Here is a 17,017-nt window from a genome sequence, read left to right as displayed (position 1 = left end):
TCAGTATCGGTTGTGTAATGCTTGTGGGTAGTCGAAAGATTGCGTATAGGTATGTAATGATCGTTATTGGCTGTAGCGTAGATCATTACGGGCTCTTTTTAAAGCTAACGGAGTTATCCGTTAGCTTTTTAATTTTGTACAAAATAGGCTAATATTATAAACAACTGCACTCCAGTACATATCACAAAAATTTAGCAACTTCTGTACGGTATGTGAGCACTGCTGGAATTATTCCCGCCAGCATTCCAAACAGAGTACCGCCAATTATAATACATACTTCATCAAAGGTAAAAGCGGTTGTTAGCACAATAGCTGTTTTACTTTCCATGGCTCTTACCAGTAATGAATAGATTCCATGGCCAGTTAAGATACCAATGGTGACGCCCAGGAGCGTAAGGAAGGCGCTCTCCGTCACAATAATAGTAAAAATATCGCGAGCACTAGCTCCTAATGCACGCAAGATGGCCCGGTCGCGAACTCGGCTTAAAGCCGACCAATACACAGACAGTGCCATAATCATTAATCCCATCACAATGATGATATATGCCACATTCTTAAGCATGTGCTCACCTTGCCCTAATATCGCAAACAACTGAACAATGACTTGGGAGGGGAATACAATCTGCGCTCTTTGATTCCCTTGAAACTGCTGATACAGGCGCATAGCTTCGCTATATCCTTTGGGCTTTACCAGAATGGCAGTAACATCATGTTCATGGCTTTCTTCAGTCACTTCTAACTCTGCCTCATGCTCATGTTTTTCATGGGCTAACCAGATACTTTCTATAGGAACTAAAATAGCCTGATCATAAGGACCATTCACCGCCTGTAATATCCCCACAACATGATAGGAGTTGTCATGCACATGACCTCCCGGTATAAAACCATGAGCCGACTTAAATTCGTCACCCAGCCTTAACCCTAATTTTTGAGCAGCTTTAGCTCCTACAACAGCCTCAAAGGGCTGGGTAAATGGACGACCTTCTGTGAGTTGCAACCATTCTTCCTGACCGACTTTAGGTTGGTGCTCAAATATTCCACTCCCGCTACCAACTATAGTATATCCTTTGTAGTTATCGCCAAAGGCCAGTGGAATCGCCGAAGCTACCAGTGGATTAGCTGCTAGTTCTTCATATATCTCATGACTCACATTACCGATCGGTGCGTCTTGTAGAAAAACGGTGTTTAAAACCAGTTGATTGGGACTGCCTTTGGCCCCGACTATTAGGTCGAAAGGTTCTGTGGCTCTAACCAAACCGTTATGAGTACCAGCGGATAATAAGGTCACCAATGCCAGCATGGCGATGGTAACGGCTACGATAAGCATAGTCAAACCGCTTTGAACCGGCTTTTCCAGCAAATTACGCCAAGCTATCACAAGTCGCACGCCCCATCAGCTCCTTTTCTGGTTTTCTTAAGATACAAATTCGTTCAAACTGACTCATGATTTGCCGATCATGAGTGGATAACAGTAAGATACTATTTGATTCTTTTGCGAACTGACGCAACATAGTAAGTACCAGTAAACCATTCTCTTGATCTAAACTGGCAGTTGGCTCATCAGCCAGAATAAGCCTGGGCTTATTAATTATCGCTCTAGCGACAGCTACCCGCTGTTGCTCACCCATACTGAGTTGATGTGGAAATTTACCTAGCTTATCAGATAAATTCACCTGCGCTAATAGCTGACTGGCCCATTGTCGCCGCTCTTTTTTCGGAATGGTATTTGCAAAACTCATGGCGACTAACAAATTATCCAAAATGTTCAAACTGGCAAGAAGATTTAATCGCTGAAAAACGTAACCAATAGCCTTAGCTCGCCAAATATCACGCCAAGTTTCCGCCATGTCTGAAATAGTAATATCGTCAAATTTTATCCCACCAGTGGTCGGGGTTAATAATCCTGAGATGAGATGTAATAAAGTGGTTTTTCCGGAACCGCTTGGACCAACTAATGCAACCTGCTCACCATCCTCGATGATTAGGCTATCAACAGCAACAGCCGTTACTGTCTGCAAAACATCACGGTACTCTTTCCTGACTTGGTTTACTTCTAACATCCTATCATCTCCACTAATTAATTAGCCTCTTCGACAGTATCGGCAACGATACGTACCAAACTGATAAAACCAGTTTCTTCATCCATCTGATACCCCACTTCTAAATCGCCTGTCACAGTAATTGGTCGATCAAAAGGCAATGCAGTGACTGGCTTTGAAAGTTTTATCAACACAATATCATTCGGCCAGTCCGCATCCGTTGAACAGAAAGGACAAATGGACATAGGCACTCTGGTTAAAACAAAAAAACTTAGTGTTGGCTTAAGGGGCGGTGCCATAAAACCGCTTATTTGCACCTTTTTCCCTTTCAGACTTTCCAATTTTGCTGATAGTTCTAGACCTAGCGCCGAAGCACCACTATAAAATTCATTAAATTCAAGGTGTGTAGCCTGTTCACCCAGCCATGGTAGCCACGTCGGAGCCGCCTGGGCACGGGTGAAGAACAGGGACGATCCATCATAAGGAATCGTCCCGTCTTGCCCCGTCCAGCTTAGCGGCAACCAGGCGAGCATCATAGCAAGAAAAATTGTTTTGCTTATGCTTCTGGTTAATCTCACCATATCTTGCCTCCGGGTTATATATTCATTTTTTGTTACTTTTCGTTTTTACGACCATCTAGGCCTAATGCCCGCACAATACCGTGGAACACTTCCGTGTTATCCATAACACCTTTAAAGTAATCGGCACCAGGACCTTCAGCGGTTAGGGGTACATCATCGGCAGAATGGACTTCAGATGGGTCAGATGCAGGAGTATTACCTACTTTCAAATCCCCACCCTGGGGAGCTCGTTTTGGATTAGCAATCGCCTTGCCATCAGCCATAATAGCTGGTGAGGTAGGTACTTCCTGGAATTTATAGTTTTCATAATAATCCGGATGATTAGCAAATTGAACCGCTAATGTTACACTTGGATTGGGATCGTCAGGAAAACCATCACCATCAACATCGACAAAAGTAGGCCATCCAGCGTCAGCATAAGTGCGAACACCTTCCCGACCAGTTTTACCGTCGAGTTCATGATAAGTGCCAGTAATACTGGCCCCATGGGCGTGGTCAGCTACGACAATAACCAGGGTATCATCGTTCTTTTTAGCAAATTCTTTTGCAATGCCTACCGCTTTATCCATTTCAATCGTATCATAGGTAGCCCGCTGCCAGTCCATAGTATGAAGTTGTTTATCAATGCAGGCCCCTTCTACCATCAGGAAAAAACCGTTTTTATTCTTACTTAATACATCGATGGCCGTTTTAGTCATATCCATAAGGGTAGGCTGATCGGTGAATTTGCCGAGAACATCTGGATTTTTTGTTACCTCTCGGTCAATATATACGTCCATATTATCAAGCTGGAAAAGACCAAGCAGTTTATCTGGTGTACCAGCTTGTTTCAGTTCAGTCTTGGTAGTTACAATAGGATACCCTTGCTTTTTAAACTCTTCTACCAGATTGCGATCATCAGTACGTTTGGATCCTGGAACACTCTTAGGCAAAAAGTGCCGCGATCCGCCGCCTAAAATCACATCAGGGCGATGAAGAGGATTAAGCATTTCTTGTGCAATAAAGTTTTGTTCGCTTCGTTTACGGGTATGTGCTAACATAGCTGCCGGGGTTGCGTCAGTTATATTGGCTGTAGATACAATACCAGTCGCCATACCACGTGTGCGTTTTGCTAATTCAATAATATTTTCTACTTTTGGATCATCAAAAGGGTCTTTGGTACTGTCGGCATATACCCCCATAGCATTTACGGCACCTTTTTGGCCAGTAGCATAGGCTGAAGCACTATTGGCTGAGTCGGTTACCAGGGAGTCATTACCAGAAGTAGTTATTATAGCCAAATTTGACATCTTATCCATTTCAAGAAGATCGTTATATTTACCTTCAGTAATACCTTTGGAAAGAATGCGAGCCATTTGCCTTGCCTGCAGGCTCATTCCATCTCCGATAATCAGGATCACATTTTTTGCAGGTTTTTTTATCTTCTCACCGGAAACTTCATAGTTTATCGTACGTTTCTCCATACCTTTTTCAGTTTTTACAGTTACCGTCACAGCTACTTTACCAGCTTGGGGAAAAGCAACTTCATTAATTCGGTATGTACTCATTTTATCGAACTTTATAACTGCTTGTTTACCAAAGAAAACTTCGGCTGCTAAACCATTTACCACAACTTCAATGGCGCTAGCGGGAGTATCGTTTTTAACTTCAATTTCGAAATCGAACTTTTGACCAACAATAAATTTCGCCCGGTCAATAGGCATAATGTTGATGTTTGACACTTCTGGTCCGCTGTAAGCAGCATATGATATTGTCATACTAGACATCAGGGATGCTACTACAACTAGCGCCACCAACAAGCGAGAAAACCGAGATAGGCATAAAGCAGACATTTTAGGATTATACAAAAGTTACACCTCCAAAATATTTTGTTCTAGACAGGCTAATCCCCTTGCATTCATTATTACACTAAATTTGGCATTAAATGTTAATTGCTTGTTAAGGTTATGTTAAAATATTTCTTTTCAATCGAATATTTACAAGTCTGACTAGGGTTTTCTTCAAATGAGTTAAATTGGTAGATATGAACAAATTTTATAAAAATAAAAACTTGCCAATTATCCCTCGAAGATAATTAGCAAGTTTACTAGTGTCAAAGAGACAAATTCATTGATACTGCTTGTAACATGAATACATGCAGTTTATTATTGTTATTCTAATTGAGATCAACTCCCCTGCACCATTTGCAACAACACTTTAGGTTTTCCCAATTCATATACCTGTGGCTCAATTCGTTTTAATTCTTCAGGAAGCCATCCTCGTTCCTGAGCTAGTAAAGCCAGAGCCTCATCCACTGTGGCTGCAACTACAACTGCTATTGCATCCGTATAGAAGTCTTGATGCACATTGGGTTCGTTAATCATACTCCAACTATGAAATTTCCTATTGTGCCGCCATACAAATATTTTCATTATACACCTTCCATACAAATCTATTAAAATCAATTCTTAATAAGGTCATAATCTCCTTTAGTGAATCCATTTGCTATGGTCCTTTATGCCGATTTCCTTGATTCCCCTCTAAAAATAAGGAAGTGCAAGAACGCAGCAAGTTGTTCTTAGCACTTCCTCTTTTATTTCTCCGCCATTTTTATAAACTGTTCTTCATCAAGAACTTCGACACCTAATTGTTGGGCCTTCTCTAGTTTGCTACCTGCTTCTGCGCCGGCTACTACATAGTTGGTCTTTTTACTAACGGAGCCTGATACTTTACCACCGAGTTTTTGAATTATATCAGCGGCCTGGTTACGACTCATTTTTTCTAGAGTGCCTGTGAGAACAAAAGTTTTACCAGCAAATAGCTGATTTTCTTCAATGATTTGTTTTTCTTCTGTGGTTTTCACTCCTGCAGAGCGGAGCCTTTCAATAAGTTCTAAGTTGTCTTCCTCGGCAAAATAAGCTACAATGCTTTCTGCAATTTTGGCACCGATCTCATCAAGCTGAAGCAGCTCTTCAACAGACGCTTTTTTCACGTCCTCGATATCTCCAAAGTATCGGGCAACAATACCAGCAGCTTTTACGCCTACATGACGAATGCCTAAGGCAAACAACAATCTTGCTAATCCAGCTTGTTTACTGACTTCAATGGCAGTTAATAAGTTTTCTGCTGATTTTTGTGCCATGCGCGGCACTGTCAATACTTGTTCTATCTTAAGCTGATACAAGTCTGCTACATCTTTAACTAAGTCTGTATCTACTAAAGCATTTAACACTGCAGGGCCTAAACCATCAATGTTCATGGCATCACGAGAGACAAAATGAACTAAACCTTCTCGAAAAAGAGCCGGACAATGTGCATTGATGCATTTATGGGCCGCTTCTCCTTCTTGGCGTACTACTTGCCCCCCGCATTCAGGACATGTTTCTGGCATGACAAAGGGAACTTCATTACCTGTACGTTTTTCGAGCACTACGGAGAGAACCTTGGGAATAACCTCACCTGCCTTATGAATGATAACGGTATCTCCAATACGAATATCTTTTTCTTCTATATAGTCTAAGTTATGTAGGGTCGCACGACTAATGGTAGAACCAGCTACTCTGACAGGTTTCAAGATTGCCGTCGGGGTAAGAACGCCCGTACGACCAAGCCCCACAAAAATATCCTCCACGACTGTAATGGCCTGCTCCGCAGGAAATTTATAGGCAATGGCCCATCTTGGATCTTTGGCAGTATAACCTAATACTTGCTGGTTTGCTAAATTATTGACTTTGATTACCATGCCATCAATATCATAAGGAAGTTCATAACGTTTTTCGGCAAAATTAATACAGTAGTCAATGACATCTTCTATCGTTTCGAATATTTTGTATTGAGAATTGATTTTTAGCCCTAGCTTCTTTAGATACTCTAACATTTGGCCATGTGTAGTTAATTCCACACCAGTATATACACCAATACCATATACAAAAATATCTAAAGCCCGATCTGCTGTTATTTTAGGGTCTAGCTGCCGCAAGGAACCTGCTGCTGCATTACGAGGATTTGCCAATAATGCTTCACCAGCTTCTTCCCTTTCCCTGTTCAATCGTTCAAATTCTTTTTTAGGCATATACACTTCGCCACGCACTTCAAGCAGAGGTGGAATAGCACTATTATCATCATGTAAAACTAAGGGCACAGATTTTATAGTACGAATATTACTCGTTACATCTTCCCCTTGAACGCCATTTCCCCTAGTGACGCCGCTTATTAACTGCCCCTGTTCATAGGTTAAATTAATTGCTAGCCCATCCATCTTAAGTTCTACGATATATTCTACTTTTTCTTCGACCCCGAGACCACTTTGCACTCTATTGTGAAAAGCTATTAATTCTTCTCGAGAAAAAGCATTCCCCAAACTACGCATAGGCGTCAAATGAGTTACGCTTTGAAAACCGCCAGCAACGATACCACCAACGCGCTGGGTAGGTGAGTCAGCGGTAATTAAGCTTGGGTAGGCTGTCTCGAGATCGATGAGTTGGCGCATTAATACATCAAATTGTCTATCCTCTATTTCAGGATTATCAAGAACATAGTAACGGTAGGTATGGTATTGTAGTTGTTTACGTAGTGTAGCAATTTTATCTTTTATTTGCTGTATATCTTCTTTTTGGTTTTCCATAACCTGTACACTCCTTAATTAGAATCAGGAAAGCTGCAGCAATACACTGCAGCTTTCTTATATTGTCATAAAAAGCAACCTTTTATGAATCATATCCTCTTGGTATTATACCTTTGTTATCGGAGCCATGTTAGCTACGACGACTTTGATACCGAGTCCTGGAAAAGCAATTTTAAGTTCTTGACTGTCGCCACTTTCTTTCACGTCAATAACAGTACCAATGCCCCATTTGGTGTGCTGAGCCTTATCAGCTACTTTCCACCCGCCACCTTGCGCCTGCCTTTTCTGTAAAACCATTGTTGGCATCGGGCCCCTGAGAGGGCTCTGGACAACAGACGAAGTTGCTGGAGTCATAGTTGCTCGGTTACTGCTATTGGCAAGACCATATTGATTTTGCCTTCCAGAATATTTTTCTATCATAGTGGTAGGAATTTCACTCATAAATCTAGATAGTGGAAACATTTGTGTCCTGCCATAAATAGTTCGCATACGTGCATTAGTCATATATAGCTTACGGCGAGCTCTAGTGATTCCTACATAGCAAATACGTCGTTCCTCTTCTATTTCTTCCTCATTCATTAGGGTACGTGAATGAGGGAATAATCCTTCTTCCATACCTGCCATAAAGACAACGGGAAATTCCAACCCTTTTGCTGAGTGTAAGGTCATCAAGGTAAGGCGTGCTTCTGTTATTTCTGCATTATCAATATCAGCAACTAGAGCTACCTGCTCTAAAAACTTTTCTAAGGTTTCTTCTCCATCCCCTTTAGCAAAGTCCTTAGCGACACTTAAAAATTCTTTTAAGTTATCTAAGCGATTTTCATCTTGAGGATCCGTGCTTTTCTGTAATTCTTCAACATAACCAGAATCATGCATAACTTTATTTACTAGTTCAACAACAGACAAAGTTTGCACCTGTGACATTAAGTTAAAAAGCAGTTCTGCCAAAAATTCTAGAGGTCCTTTGGATCTAGCAGTAAGACCAGGAACCAAATCCGGATTGCTAACTACATCAAACAAGGTCATATTATGTTCTGCCGCATAAGCTACCAAGCGGCCAATGGTAGTATCACCAAGGCCACGGCGAGGCACGTTAATAATTCTCAGTAAGCTTACACTATCCGCTGGGTTAAAAATAACACGCAAGTAGGCTAAGATATCTTTGATTTCTTTTCGGTCATAGAACTTTAATCCGCCCACAATTACATAGGGGATCCCACTCTGCATGAAAGCTTCTTCAATGGCACGAGACTGAGTATTGGTACGATATAATACAGCAATATCTCCGTAAGATGTACGGTGTACTGTATTGAGTTTAGTAATCGTATCCGCAATGAATTGGGCTTCATCTCGTTCATGATGCGCCAAATAATGAGTAATAAGGTCGCCTTCTGGGTTTTGCGTCCATAATTCCTTGGGGCGGCGCGCACTATTATGTTCAATTACAGCATTGGCTGCATCAAGAATTACTTGAGTCGAACGATAGTTTTGTTCCAATTTAATAATTTTGGTTTCAGGATAATCTTTTTCAAAATCTAAAATATTCCGAATGTCAGCTCCCCGCCAACCATAGATACTCTGATCCGCATCACCTACGACACAGAGATTGCGATGTTTACCTGCTAGCATACGTGCTAAAAGATATTGAGCTCTGTTGGTATCTTGGTATTCATCAATCATAATATAATGAAATTTACGTTGATATTTGGCTAACACTTCTTCGTTATTCTGTAACAGTCGTACTGATAACATAAGTAGATCATCAAAATCCAGAGCATTATTTGTACGCAATTTTTGTTGATATAACTGATAAATCTCCGCTATTTTTTGTTCATGAAAATTACTAGCCGCCGTAGTAAATTCTCTCTCATCCTGCAGGGCATTTTTGGCATTGGAAATCGTCGACAAAACGCTACTTGGCTGAAATTGTTTGTCATCTAAGTTTAACTGCTTTAAACAACTTTTAATCAAAGACTGGGTATCAGATGTATCATAAATTACAAAATTACTTTTATAACCGGCCATACCACTAATTTCCATACGAAGCAATTTAGCACAAAAGGCATGAAAGGTACTAAGCCAAATATCTTTAGACTGTTCCCCAACAATGGCATGCACCCGCTCTTTCATTTCTGCTGCTGCTTTATTGGTAAAGGTAATGGCTAAAATATTATAAGGTGCCACTCCTTGCTCCAAAAGATAAGCAATGCGACAAGTTAATACTTTTGTTTTTCCTGAACCTGCACCAGCCATAATGAGCAATGGTCCATTCATATGAGCAACTGCTTCTCTTTGCATAGGATTCAATCCGTCTATAATATTCTGCATATAACCCTCCGTACTAACATTAACGTTGAACTTTTAATAACCTTATTTTATTCGCTAAAAATACTCTATTTCCTGTCAGATCTCATAAAAAAATAGATTATAATGCGATAATTGGCCGCATTATAATCTATTAATCCACTGACTTTTTACTAAACCCTTGCAGCCTCTGACATAGGAGGAATGATTTGTTTTTTACGAGACATTACCCCTGGAAGATGAAGAACACCATCCGAACCATCATTACCAAAAGCTTCGGTTAATAAACTAGCAGGTTGACCAACATAAACTAAGTGGGTACCTTCCTCTAAAATATCAGTAACCATTAATAAAACCATATCGTAATTTTCTTTTTGCCGTATTATTTCCATATCTTGCTGCAATTTCTCTTTAATTGACAGCACCTCGCCCGCATCCATTACGGAGATTTGTCCTACTGTCATACGATAATCACCAATTTGAAATTCTTTTATATCATTGGCAATAATATCAGCTGTAGTCATTCCTTTTATACTAGCCCCAGCTTTTAAAATACTCATGCCAAATTCTTGAAGATCTAGCTCAGCAATTTCAGCAAGCCGTGCCGCAGTCCTACGGTCTTTCTCTGTACAAGTAGGCGATTTGAATAGTACAGTATCTGATAAAATGGCGGCCAATAACAATCCTGCAATATCTTTAGGTATCGTTATGTTACGGTGCCAATACATATTTGAAACAATAGTAGCCGTACAACCTACAGGTTCATGGCGGATAAAAATGGGCTCACTGGTCTGCAAACCGCCCAAACGATGATGGTCAATAATTTCGATAATTTGTGCTTCCTCAATTCCCTCTACCGCTTGACCTCTTTCATTGTGATCAACAAGAATGATTTTGGTACGTTCTTGCACAATAAGTTTATCACGATGAATGGCCCCCACTAACTTCCCATTTTCCACTACTGGATACACCCGATAATTCGTATCCGCAACAATTCTTTTTATGTCAGTAACTAAATCCGTAGGCTTAAAACTAATGACTTGCTTGCGCATAACCATACTCAATGGGATGCTCTGATTAATTAGACGAGCAGATGTATAGGTATCATGAGGACACGTGATGACGATAATCCCCCGTTCCATTGCCTTCTCTATCACTTCTTTGTCCACTTCCACATTCCCTGTAACAATCAAACAAGAGATACCACAATCTAGAGATGTCAGTTGGGCATTCTTACGATCCCCAACTAATACGATATCATTTTCACTGACAAACTTTTGTATAAGCTTATGGCTCCCTGCGGCAATATGTACTCGACCTGCCACTTTACGCTCCAAGTTTTCTCCGTAAACTAAGACACCTTCAAGTGCTTTTACTACTCCGACAAAATCTACACCTGCTTGGCTCAAATCCTGCATCTGCAATTCATCAAAATAAAGATTAGCCAAGTCACCTACTGTTACAACACCCGCCATAATCCGCTTTTCATCCACAACAGGTACAGATTTCACATTATATTGTCTCATAATGCGGCCCAAATCACGTAATGTATCTGCAGGGCCAGCTGTTATTACTTCTGTTTGCATAATATCTTTAACCCTTGGATACAAATCTGTGACAAGTTGAGGCTTATCAAATCCTAAGGTTTCCAGAACAAACTTAGTTTCACTATTTAGTTTTCCAGCCCTAGCAGCTATCGCATTTTCCCCTCGAACTTGTTGAAAATGAGCATAACCAATTGCTGAACATATGGAATCCGTATCGGGGTTGCGATGTCCGATAACATAAGTAGGTTTAGAAGTTTCTGTCATATAAAGTCCTCCGTCGCTATTACTTATAAATCTGCAAAATTTTCATCTTATATTCTACCCTATTTATTTGTATCTGAATAGTATTTAAAAAAATTTCTATTAAAAGAAAAAAACAAACCAGTTGCATCTGCAAACCAGCCTGTTTCCATGGTATCGAAAAGACTAGATACAGATTAAGTAAAAAAACTCTCTCTGCATCTAGTCAGCTTTAAATTAACTTATCACTTTTCATTAAATTGGACCAATGCCTCTGTTATCAGTCCTTTAGGATTTTTGATGGCCTTTTGTGATTCCGTTTTGTATATAAATTTATTTTTGAAACGCGTTTCCTCTTTTATGGCAACATCAGCTGCTAGTATTACCAAATCAGCTTCGTCTACTTCTTTTTGTGTAATTTTATTTTCAATTCCAATGGATCCTTGTGTTTCCACTTTCATGGCATGCCCGAGATTAACTGCCGCTTTTTGTAATGCGGCTGCTGCCATATAGGTATGAGCAATTCCTACTGGGCATGCAGTTACTGCAACAATTTTCATAATGCCACCTCATTTACCTATTTTATATAGAAATTATGCATTTATTCCTGTACTATCTGAATCTAATTCTTCAGAAACTGGCTTCTTCAGCATATTTACCATAAATGCTGTAACCCCTACGCCTATTAGAATGGCCACAATAAACATGATAGGATTATCCACAACTGGCAATACAATTGGCCCACCATGGGGTGCATGATCACCTACACCAAACATAGCAGCAACTGCTGCACCAATTGCCGAACCAACAACGATAGAAGGTATTACCCGAATTGGATCCCCAGCTGCAAAAGGAATAGCCCCTTCTGTAATTCCTATCATCCCCATAGCTAGAGCGCCATACCCAGCCTCTCTTTCCATTTCACTATATTTCTTAGGTGCCAGTAAGGTAGCAACCCCCATTCCCAGAGGTGGAATACAAATCGCTACTGCTACAGGTCCCATTACAGTATAAATGCCTTCACCAATCATGGCTGCACCAAATAAGAAGGCTACCTTGTTTACGGGACCTCCCATATCAAAAGCAATCATAGCTCCCATAACTAAAGATAGTAATACCGCATTCCCTTGCCCCATAGCTTTAAGACCAGATGTCATTGCTTCCATTAATCCTGCAATGGGAGTACCAACCACATAAATCATTAATCCACCCACGACTAAAGCAGACAATAAAGGAATTACGAATATAGGCATAATGGGTTTTAAACTTAAAGGAACTTGCCAACTTTTTATCCATCTAGCAACATAACCTGCAATAAAACCTGCCACAATACCACCAAGGAAACCAGCCTTCAAATTGGCTGCTAATACGCCACCAACAAGTCCTGGGGCAATCCCAGGGCGATCAGCAATACCGTAAGCAATGAAACCAGCTAGTACAGGTACCATCATAGAAAAAGCCGCAACGCCAATATCAAGCATGTTCTTAAATACAGGATTGGTAACAACTGCACCTTTACCAGCTTCCACACCACTTAGAGCAATCGATAAGGCGATAAGCACGCCACCGATTACAACAATAGGAATCATATAAGATACGCCTGTCATAAGATACTGTCTTATGTTTTTCAGTTCTTCACTCATTACATTCTCCCCCTATTCGTTTTTTCCCCTTTACTCTACCTGGATAATACTTAGCGCTTCTAATATTCCTTGCTTGGTGTCTGCATTATTTAAAATTTCTATAAAGTCCTCGTCCATGAGTTTCATTGACAATTGTGACAATATCCTCAAATGGACATTATTAAGATTTTCAGCAGGCACACCTAGTAAAAAAATTAAATTAACTAAGCTACCATCATGTGATCCCCAATCGATACCCTGCCTAATTTTACCGAAAACAAACATCGCCTCCTTCACCGCTTTTGATTTTCCATGAGGTATTGCTATCCCGTTTCCCACCCCCGTTGAAAAGTTGTTTTCTCTTTCCAATACATCCTGAATAAACTCATCTAAAGAGCTGATTTTTCCAGCCTTTTCAGCTAATAATGCCATCTGGCGAATAACATCTGCTTTATCTGTCGCCTCAATATCCAAAGTGATCAGATTCTCGTTAATCAACATTAAAATCCCTCCATTATAGTTTATTTCTCGTGTATTAAACTCATTAATAAAGGTTTCTAGCTTTTTTATATCTTTCTGTACCAATAAAGGGCTTATATGAATAACAGGGCGATTGACTGTTCCTCTGGAAAGGGGCACAGTAGAAATAATAAAATCTACGTCATGTGTTATATCTTCTTGAAGGTCTGCTACGGAAAGTATATTCTTGATTTCAATATCCCGAAAACATCGCCCTAAACGGGCAGCTAATAGTTGAGAGGTTCCAATACCACTTGTGCAGACAACTAATGCTTTGAAAGCTTTTTTACTTCTTTCCATTGCCGCCCCAATATGTAGTGCTATATAACCAATTTCTTCTTCGTTCACCCGACAACCAACATATTTTTCAAATACAATACTTGTCATCCAGGCAGCACCATATACCTCTGGGTAATTTTCTTTTATTTCATGTAGTATGGGATTTTTCAAAGTCAGCCCATATTTCAAACGATTAATTGTCGGGCGTAAATGCAGCAGCAAACCAGTCAATAATTGTTTATCATTGGTAAAATCTACACTTAAAACACCTTGGGCGATAGTAATAATTTCCCTAGCGATAACAAGAGCTAGATTATTATCTTCATCTAATTTCAGATGAACCTCTTCTATAGGATTTTGTTGCATTTTCGCCCCAAGAATATGTAGTAAGATATAGCCTATTTCAGGTTCTGGTAAGGTAACATGAAAAGATGCTTCAATACTTTCTCCTATATCTTTAGCGACTTGGTATTCTTCTTTTGACTGTAAATGCAATAAAGTAGGATTCGCCAAACAAATATCTTTTTTATGCTCTAATCTTTTTATGGCAATGGCTACGTGAATAACCAGGCTAACATAAGCTTCATCGGAGAAGTGAAATGCTAATTTTTCTTCCGCCTGTGTTAAGATTCTTTCTAGCTGACGAAAATCGATATTGATCAAATCTTTTAACTTTCGTAATGTTTTATAATCAATTCTGCCTCCGTAATGCTCATATAACATTTCTTTGAGTTCATCTTGTTCTCGGTTGTAGGCAATTAGGCTAACTACTGCCTTACGCCAATTTTCTTCTTCACCAATTACTTCTATACCATAATTTGTTTTACTTAATAAGTTCAATTTAAAACTATTCAACCACTCTTCTACATCAACCAAATCTTTATGAATTGTAACCTTACTAACATAGAGTTCATCTGCTAAATCCTGCATACGAATTTGATTATCTGCCATTAATAACCGTTTTAATATGGAATACTTTCTAGCCTTTGGAGAAAATGGCTGATCCGTACCTTTACTATTTTCAATTTTACTGCTTAGACTTACCCTTTGTTCTTCAGGACCTTGTAACAGAATACCCAAACCAGTCTTTCTTACTAAGTGTAAACCTGTATTTCGAATTTGTTCTTCCACTTTACTTAAATCATTTCGAATTGTCTTATTCGACACAGTAAGCATGCCCGCAATTTGATCTACGGTAATCGGCTGGTTTCTATTTAACAATATACGAATGATTGCTAAAACGCGTTCCATTAATTAATCACCCCATTGCCACAATGAATGTGGTAACTTAGTTTTATATTTTATTTATAATTCAAGTATCTTTTAATTAAATTATAGTCTTTTTATATTGCTTTACAATGGTTTAATAGGTACATTTTTCTACCTCAGCATTGTGGTAAAAGTTTATTAATCTGTCACAATTCCTCTTCTTCCTAGGGTAGCCTCCTCTCCCTTTACAATTCTCTTATTGAAAGACTAGACTATATTATAAAAATCTATTATTATTACAAAGGATTTACTTATTCTTATTTAAAATTTTTGTGGATAATAGGAGATGCTAAATGAAGAAACATTTGCCGGAACAGTACTTTGCTCGGCTTTGTCGCGCTATTACGGAATTTGATATGATAGCAGCAGGTGATAAAATATTAATTGGTTTATCGGGTGGTAAAGACAGTACATTTCTAACCTATGCTCTTTCCATACTTCGCCAGCGTTCAGCAAAGCCTTTTGAAATCGCAGCATTAACCATTGACCCTTTGTTTACCGATGATTTTGATCCGAAACCTATCTCAGATTTTTGCGCTGATCTTGAAGTCCCCTTCTATACACAAAAGACGGATATTGCTGGAATTATAAAAAACAATGATGGTAAAGATCCTTGCTTTACCTGTGCTTTTTTTCGTCGTGGTACTATAAATAACTTTGCAGTTGAACATGGTTTTAACAAAATAGCCTATGCTCACCATCATGATGATGCCGTAGAGACCTTCTTAATGGGGTTACTTTACTCTGGACAGATTAAAACCTTTATGCCTACCACTTATTTAGATCGGAAAAACCTTACGGTCATTCGCCCCTTACTGTATTTTCGTGAGCATGAGCTAAAAGAGACTCCTAAAATTCACGGCTTTACTCCTATTCCAAGTCCATGTCCTTTAAACGGCCTTACAAAAAGGCAAGAGGCAAAGGATATGATTGCATCCTTGGAGAAGTCAAACCCCGAAATCTATCCTCATCTGGCTGCAGCTATGCGGCAAAGCCCAACTTCTGAATTATGGCCTGCAGAGTTAACAAGAGAAGAACTTCGCGTCAAACATCTTCAATTTTGGAATAAGAGCAAATAAGAAAAGACTTGGCTTGTGCCAAGTCCCCGGACGCAGGCAGAAGCCTTAGTCGTTCTTACTTGGAACCAAGAAAGTGTTACACTTGCTTGGTTCCGTAAAATAAGACCTTGCCTTAAAAAGGCAAGGTCTATTTATTATATGACTAAACTCTTCTCTGTTTTACAAAATGATATAATAGCGGCGTGCACATAACAACTACGACAAATAATAGAGCTAATAAAAAGGTCGAAGAAAAAACATCTGTTAGGGAATAACCTAATACATTATACGCAAATGCTCCGGGAATCATTCCAAGGGCAGTTGCCGCTGTATAATCCCAAAAGCGAATCTTAGATAATCCGGCTAAATAGCTTACGGGATCATAAGGAAAAATAGGTACAATTCGCATGATTAACATAGTACGAAAGCCATTTTGTGCAATCTGACTTTCAAATAATTGAAGTTGCGAAAATTTCCCTATGTATTTTTGCATTTTATCACGTCCTAATAAACGGGCTATAGTAAAACACAAACACGCGCCCATTACGCCGCCTAAGACAACATAGAACGTTCCCCACCAAGGGCCAAAGGCCAAACCACCTGCTAAGGTAAGAAGAATCGCAGGAAACAGAAGTAAAGGCCTAATTGTATACATGACCACATAGACAACAGGGCCCCACCACCCGAAAGATAACACTATGTTCCGAATGGATTCAGGCGTCAGGCGACTAACTCCCACAAAATGTACTAGCAGTAACACAAATAAAAGAGAAACCAATAAAAAACCAGCCTTCATCGCTGATTTTTTTTCACATATCATTATCATTATTAAATATAAACCTCATTTATTACAAAGAATATGGCTATTTTTTCTACTCTCAAATTATAACTGCATTCTTTATATAATGTAAAGAAAAAAAGCAGATTTTCATGCAAAAAAGCTGCTTTTTCACCAA

General features: G+C 39.5%; 13 protein-coding genes. 1 reads left to right on the top strand and 12 read right to left on the bottom strand.

Going from position 1 to position 17,017, the window contains the following annotated elements; all coding sequences use genetic code 11:
- Window positions 1–181 precede the first annotated feature (181 nt).
- The 11 genes from QSJ81_RS03675 to QSJ81_RS03625 all read right to left on the bottom strand — a co-directional run bounded on the left by QSJ81_RS03675 (window position 182) and on the right by QSJ81_RS03625 (window position 14,985).
- Entirely contained in the window at window positions 182–1,387 is a 1,206-nt protein-coding gene (locus tag QSJ81_RS03675; protein WP_285716048.1) for an ABC transporter permease, read from the bottom strand.
- Window positions 1,362–2,060 carry an ABC transporter ATP-binding protein gene (locus QSJ81_RS03670; RefSeq protein WP_285716047.1) on the bottom strand — a complete coding sequence of 233 codons (699 nt, stop codon included), beginning with the start codon at window positions 2,058–2,060 and terminating at the stop codon, window positions 1,362–1,364. Before QSJ81_RS03670 ends, QSJ81_RS03675 begins: the two co-directional genes overlap by 26 nt.
- A gap of 17 nt (window positions 2,061–2,077) precedes the next feature.
- Window positions 2,078–2,620, bottom strand: coding sequence for a hypothetical protein (locus QSJ81_RS03665; protein WP_285716046.1), 543 nt, complete (start codon window positions 2,618–2,620; stop codon window positions 2,078–2,080).
- A gap of 32 nt (window positions 2,621–2,652) precedes the next feature.
- The gene (locus QSJ81_RS03660) at window positions 2,653–4,467 is read right to left on the bottom strand and encodes an alkaline phosphatase (protein WP_285716045.1); all 1,815 of its coding nucleotides are present in this window, start codon (window positions 4,465–4,467) and stop codon (window positions 2,653–2,655) included.
- Between the two features lie 318 nt (window positions 4,468–4,785).
- Window positions 4,786–5,031 carry a hypothetical protein gene (locus QSJ81_RS03655; RefSeq protein WP_285716044.1) on the bottom strand — a complete coding sequence of 82 codons (246 nt, stop codon included), beginning with the start codon at window positions 5,029–5,031 and terminating at the stop codon, window positions 4,786–4,788.
- 161 nt (window positions 5,032–5,192) lie between these two features.
- Window positions 5,193–7,223, bottom strand: coding sequence for an NAD-dependent DNA ligase LigA (ligA, locus tag QSJ81_RS03650; RefSeq protein WP_285716043.1), 2,031 nt, complete (start codon window positions 7,221–7,223; stop codon window positions 5,193–5,195).
- A 105-nt stretch (window positions 7,224–7,328) separates the two neighbouring features.
- Window positions 7,329–9,551, bottom strand: coding sequence for a DNA helicase PcrA (gene pcrA, locus QSJ81_RS03645; protein WP_285716042.1), 2,223 nt, complete (start codon window positions 9,549–9,551; stop codon window positions 7,329–7,331).
- Between the two features lie 149 nt (window positions 9,552–9,700).
- The gene (locus tag QSJ81_RS03640; RefSeq protein WP_285716041.1) at window positions 9,701–11,338 is read right to left on the bottom strand and encodes a putative manganese-dependent inorganic diphosphatase; all 1,638 of its coding nucleotides are present in this window, start codon (window positions 11,336–11,338) and stop codon (window positions 9,701–9,703) included.
- 221 nt (window positions 11,339–11,559) lie between these two features.
- Complete coding sequence (locus QSJ81_RS03635) at window positions 11,560–11,874, bottom strand: PTS fructose transporter subunit IIB (RefSeq protein ID WP_285716040.1); 315 nt, start codon at window positions 11,872–11,874, stop codon at window positions 11,560–11,562.
- A gap of 33 nt (window positions 11,875–11,907) precedes the next feature.
- Window positions 11,908–12,957 carry a PTS fructose transporter subunit IIC gene (locus QSJ81_RS03630; RefSeq protein ID WP_285716039.1) on the bottom strand — a complete coding sequence of 350 codons (1,050 nt, stop codon included), beginning with the start codon at window positions 12,955–12,957 and terminating at the stop codon, window positions 11,908–11,910.
- A 30-nt stretch (window positions 12,958–12,987) separates the two neighbouring features.
- Window positions 12,988–14,985, bottom strand: coding sequence for a BglG family transcription antiterminator (locus tag QSJ81_RS03625; RefSeq protein WP_285716038.1), 1,998 nt, complete (start codon window positions 14,983–14,985; stop codon window positions 12,988–12,990).
- Between the two features lie 311 nt (window positions 14,986–15,296).
- Here QSJ81_RS03625 and QSJ81_RS03620 point away from each other — a divergent pair, with 311 nt between their 5' ends.
- A complete protein-coding gene (locus QSJ81_RS03620) occupies window positions 15,297–16,082 on the top strand; it encodes a tRNA 2-thiocytidine biosynthesis TtcA family protein (protein ID WP_285716037.1) in 786 nt (261 codons plus the stop codon).
- Between the two features lie 142 nt (window positions 16,083–16,224).
- Here the strand turns inward: QSJ81_RS03620 and QSJ81_RS03615 are convergent, their stop codons facing one another.
- Complete coding sequence (locus QSJ81_RS03615) at window positions 16,225–16,887, bottom strand: TVP38/TMEM64 family protein (RefSeq protein WP_285716036.1); 663 nt, start codon at window positions 16,885–16,887, stop codon at window positions 16,225–16,227.
- Window positions 16,888–17,017: the final 130 nt, after the last annotated feature.

Source organism: Pelosinus sp. IPA-1 (assembly GCF_030269905.1).
GTDB lineage: Bacteria > Bacillota > Negativicutes > DSM-13327 > DSM-13327 > Pelosinus.
The sequence above is the reverse complement of the archived record's forward strand: the minus strand, read 5'-3'. Positions and strand labels throughout refer to the sequence as shown.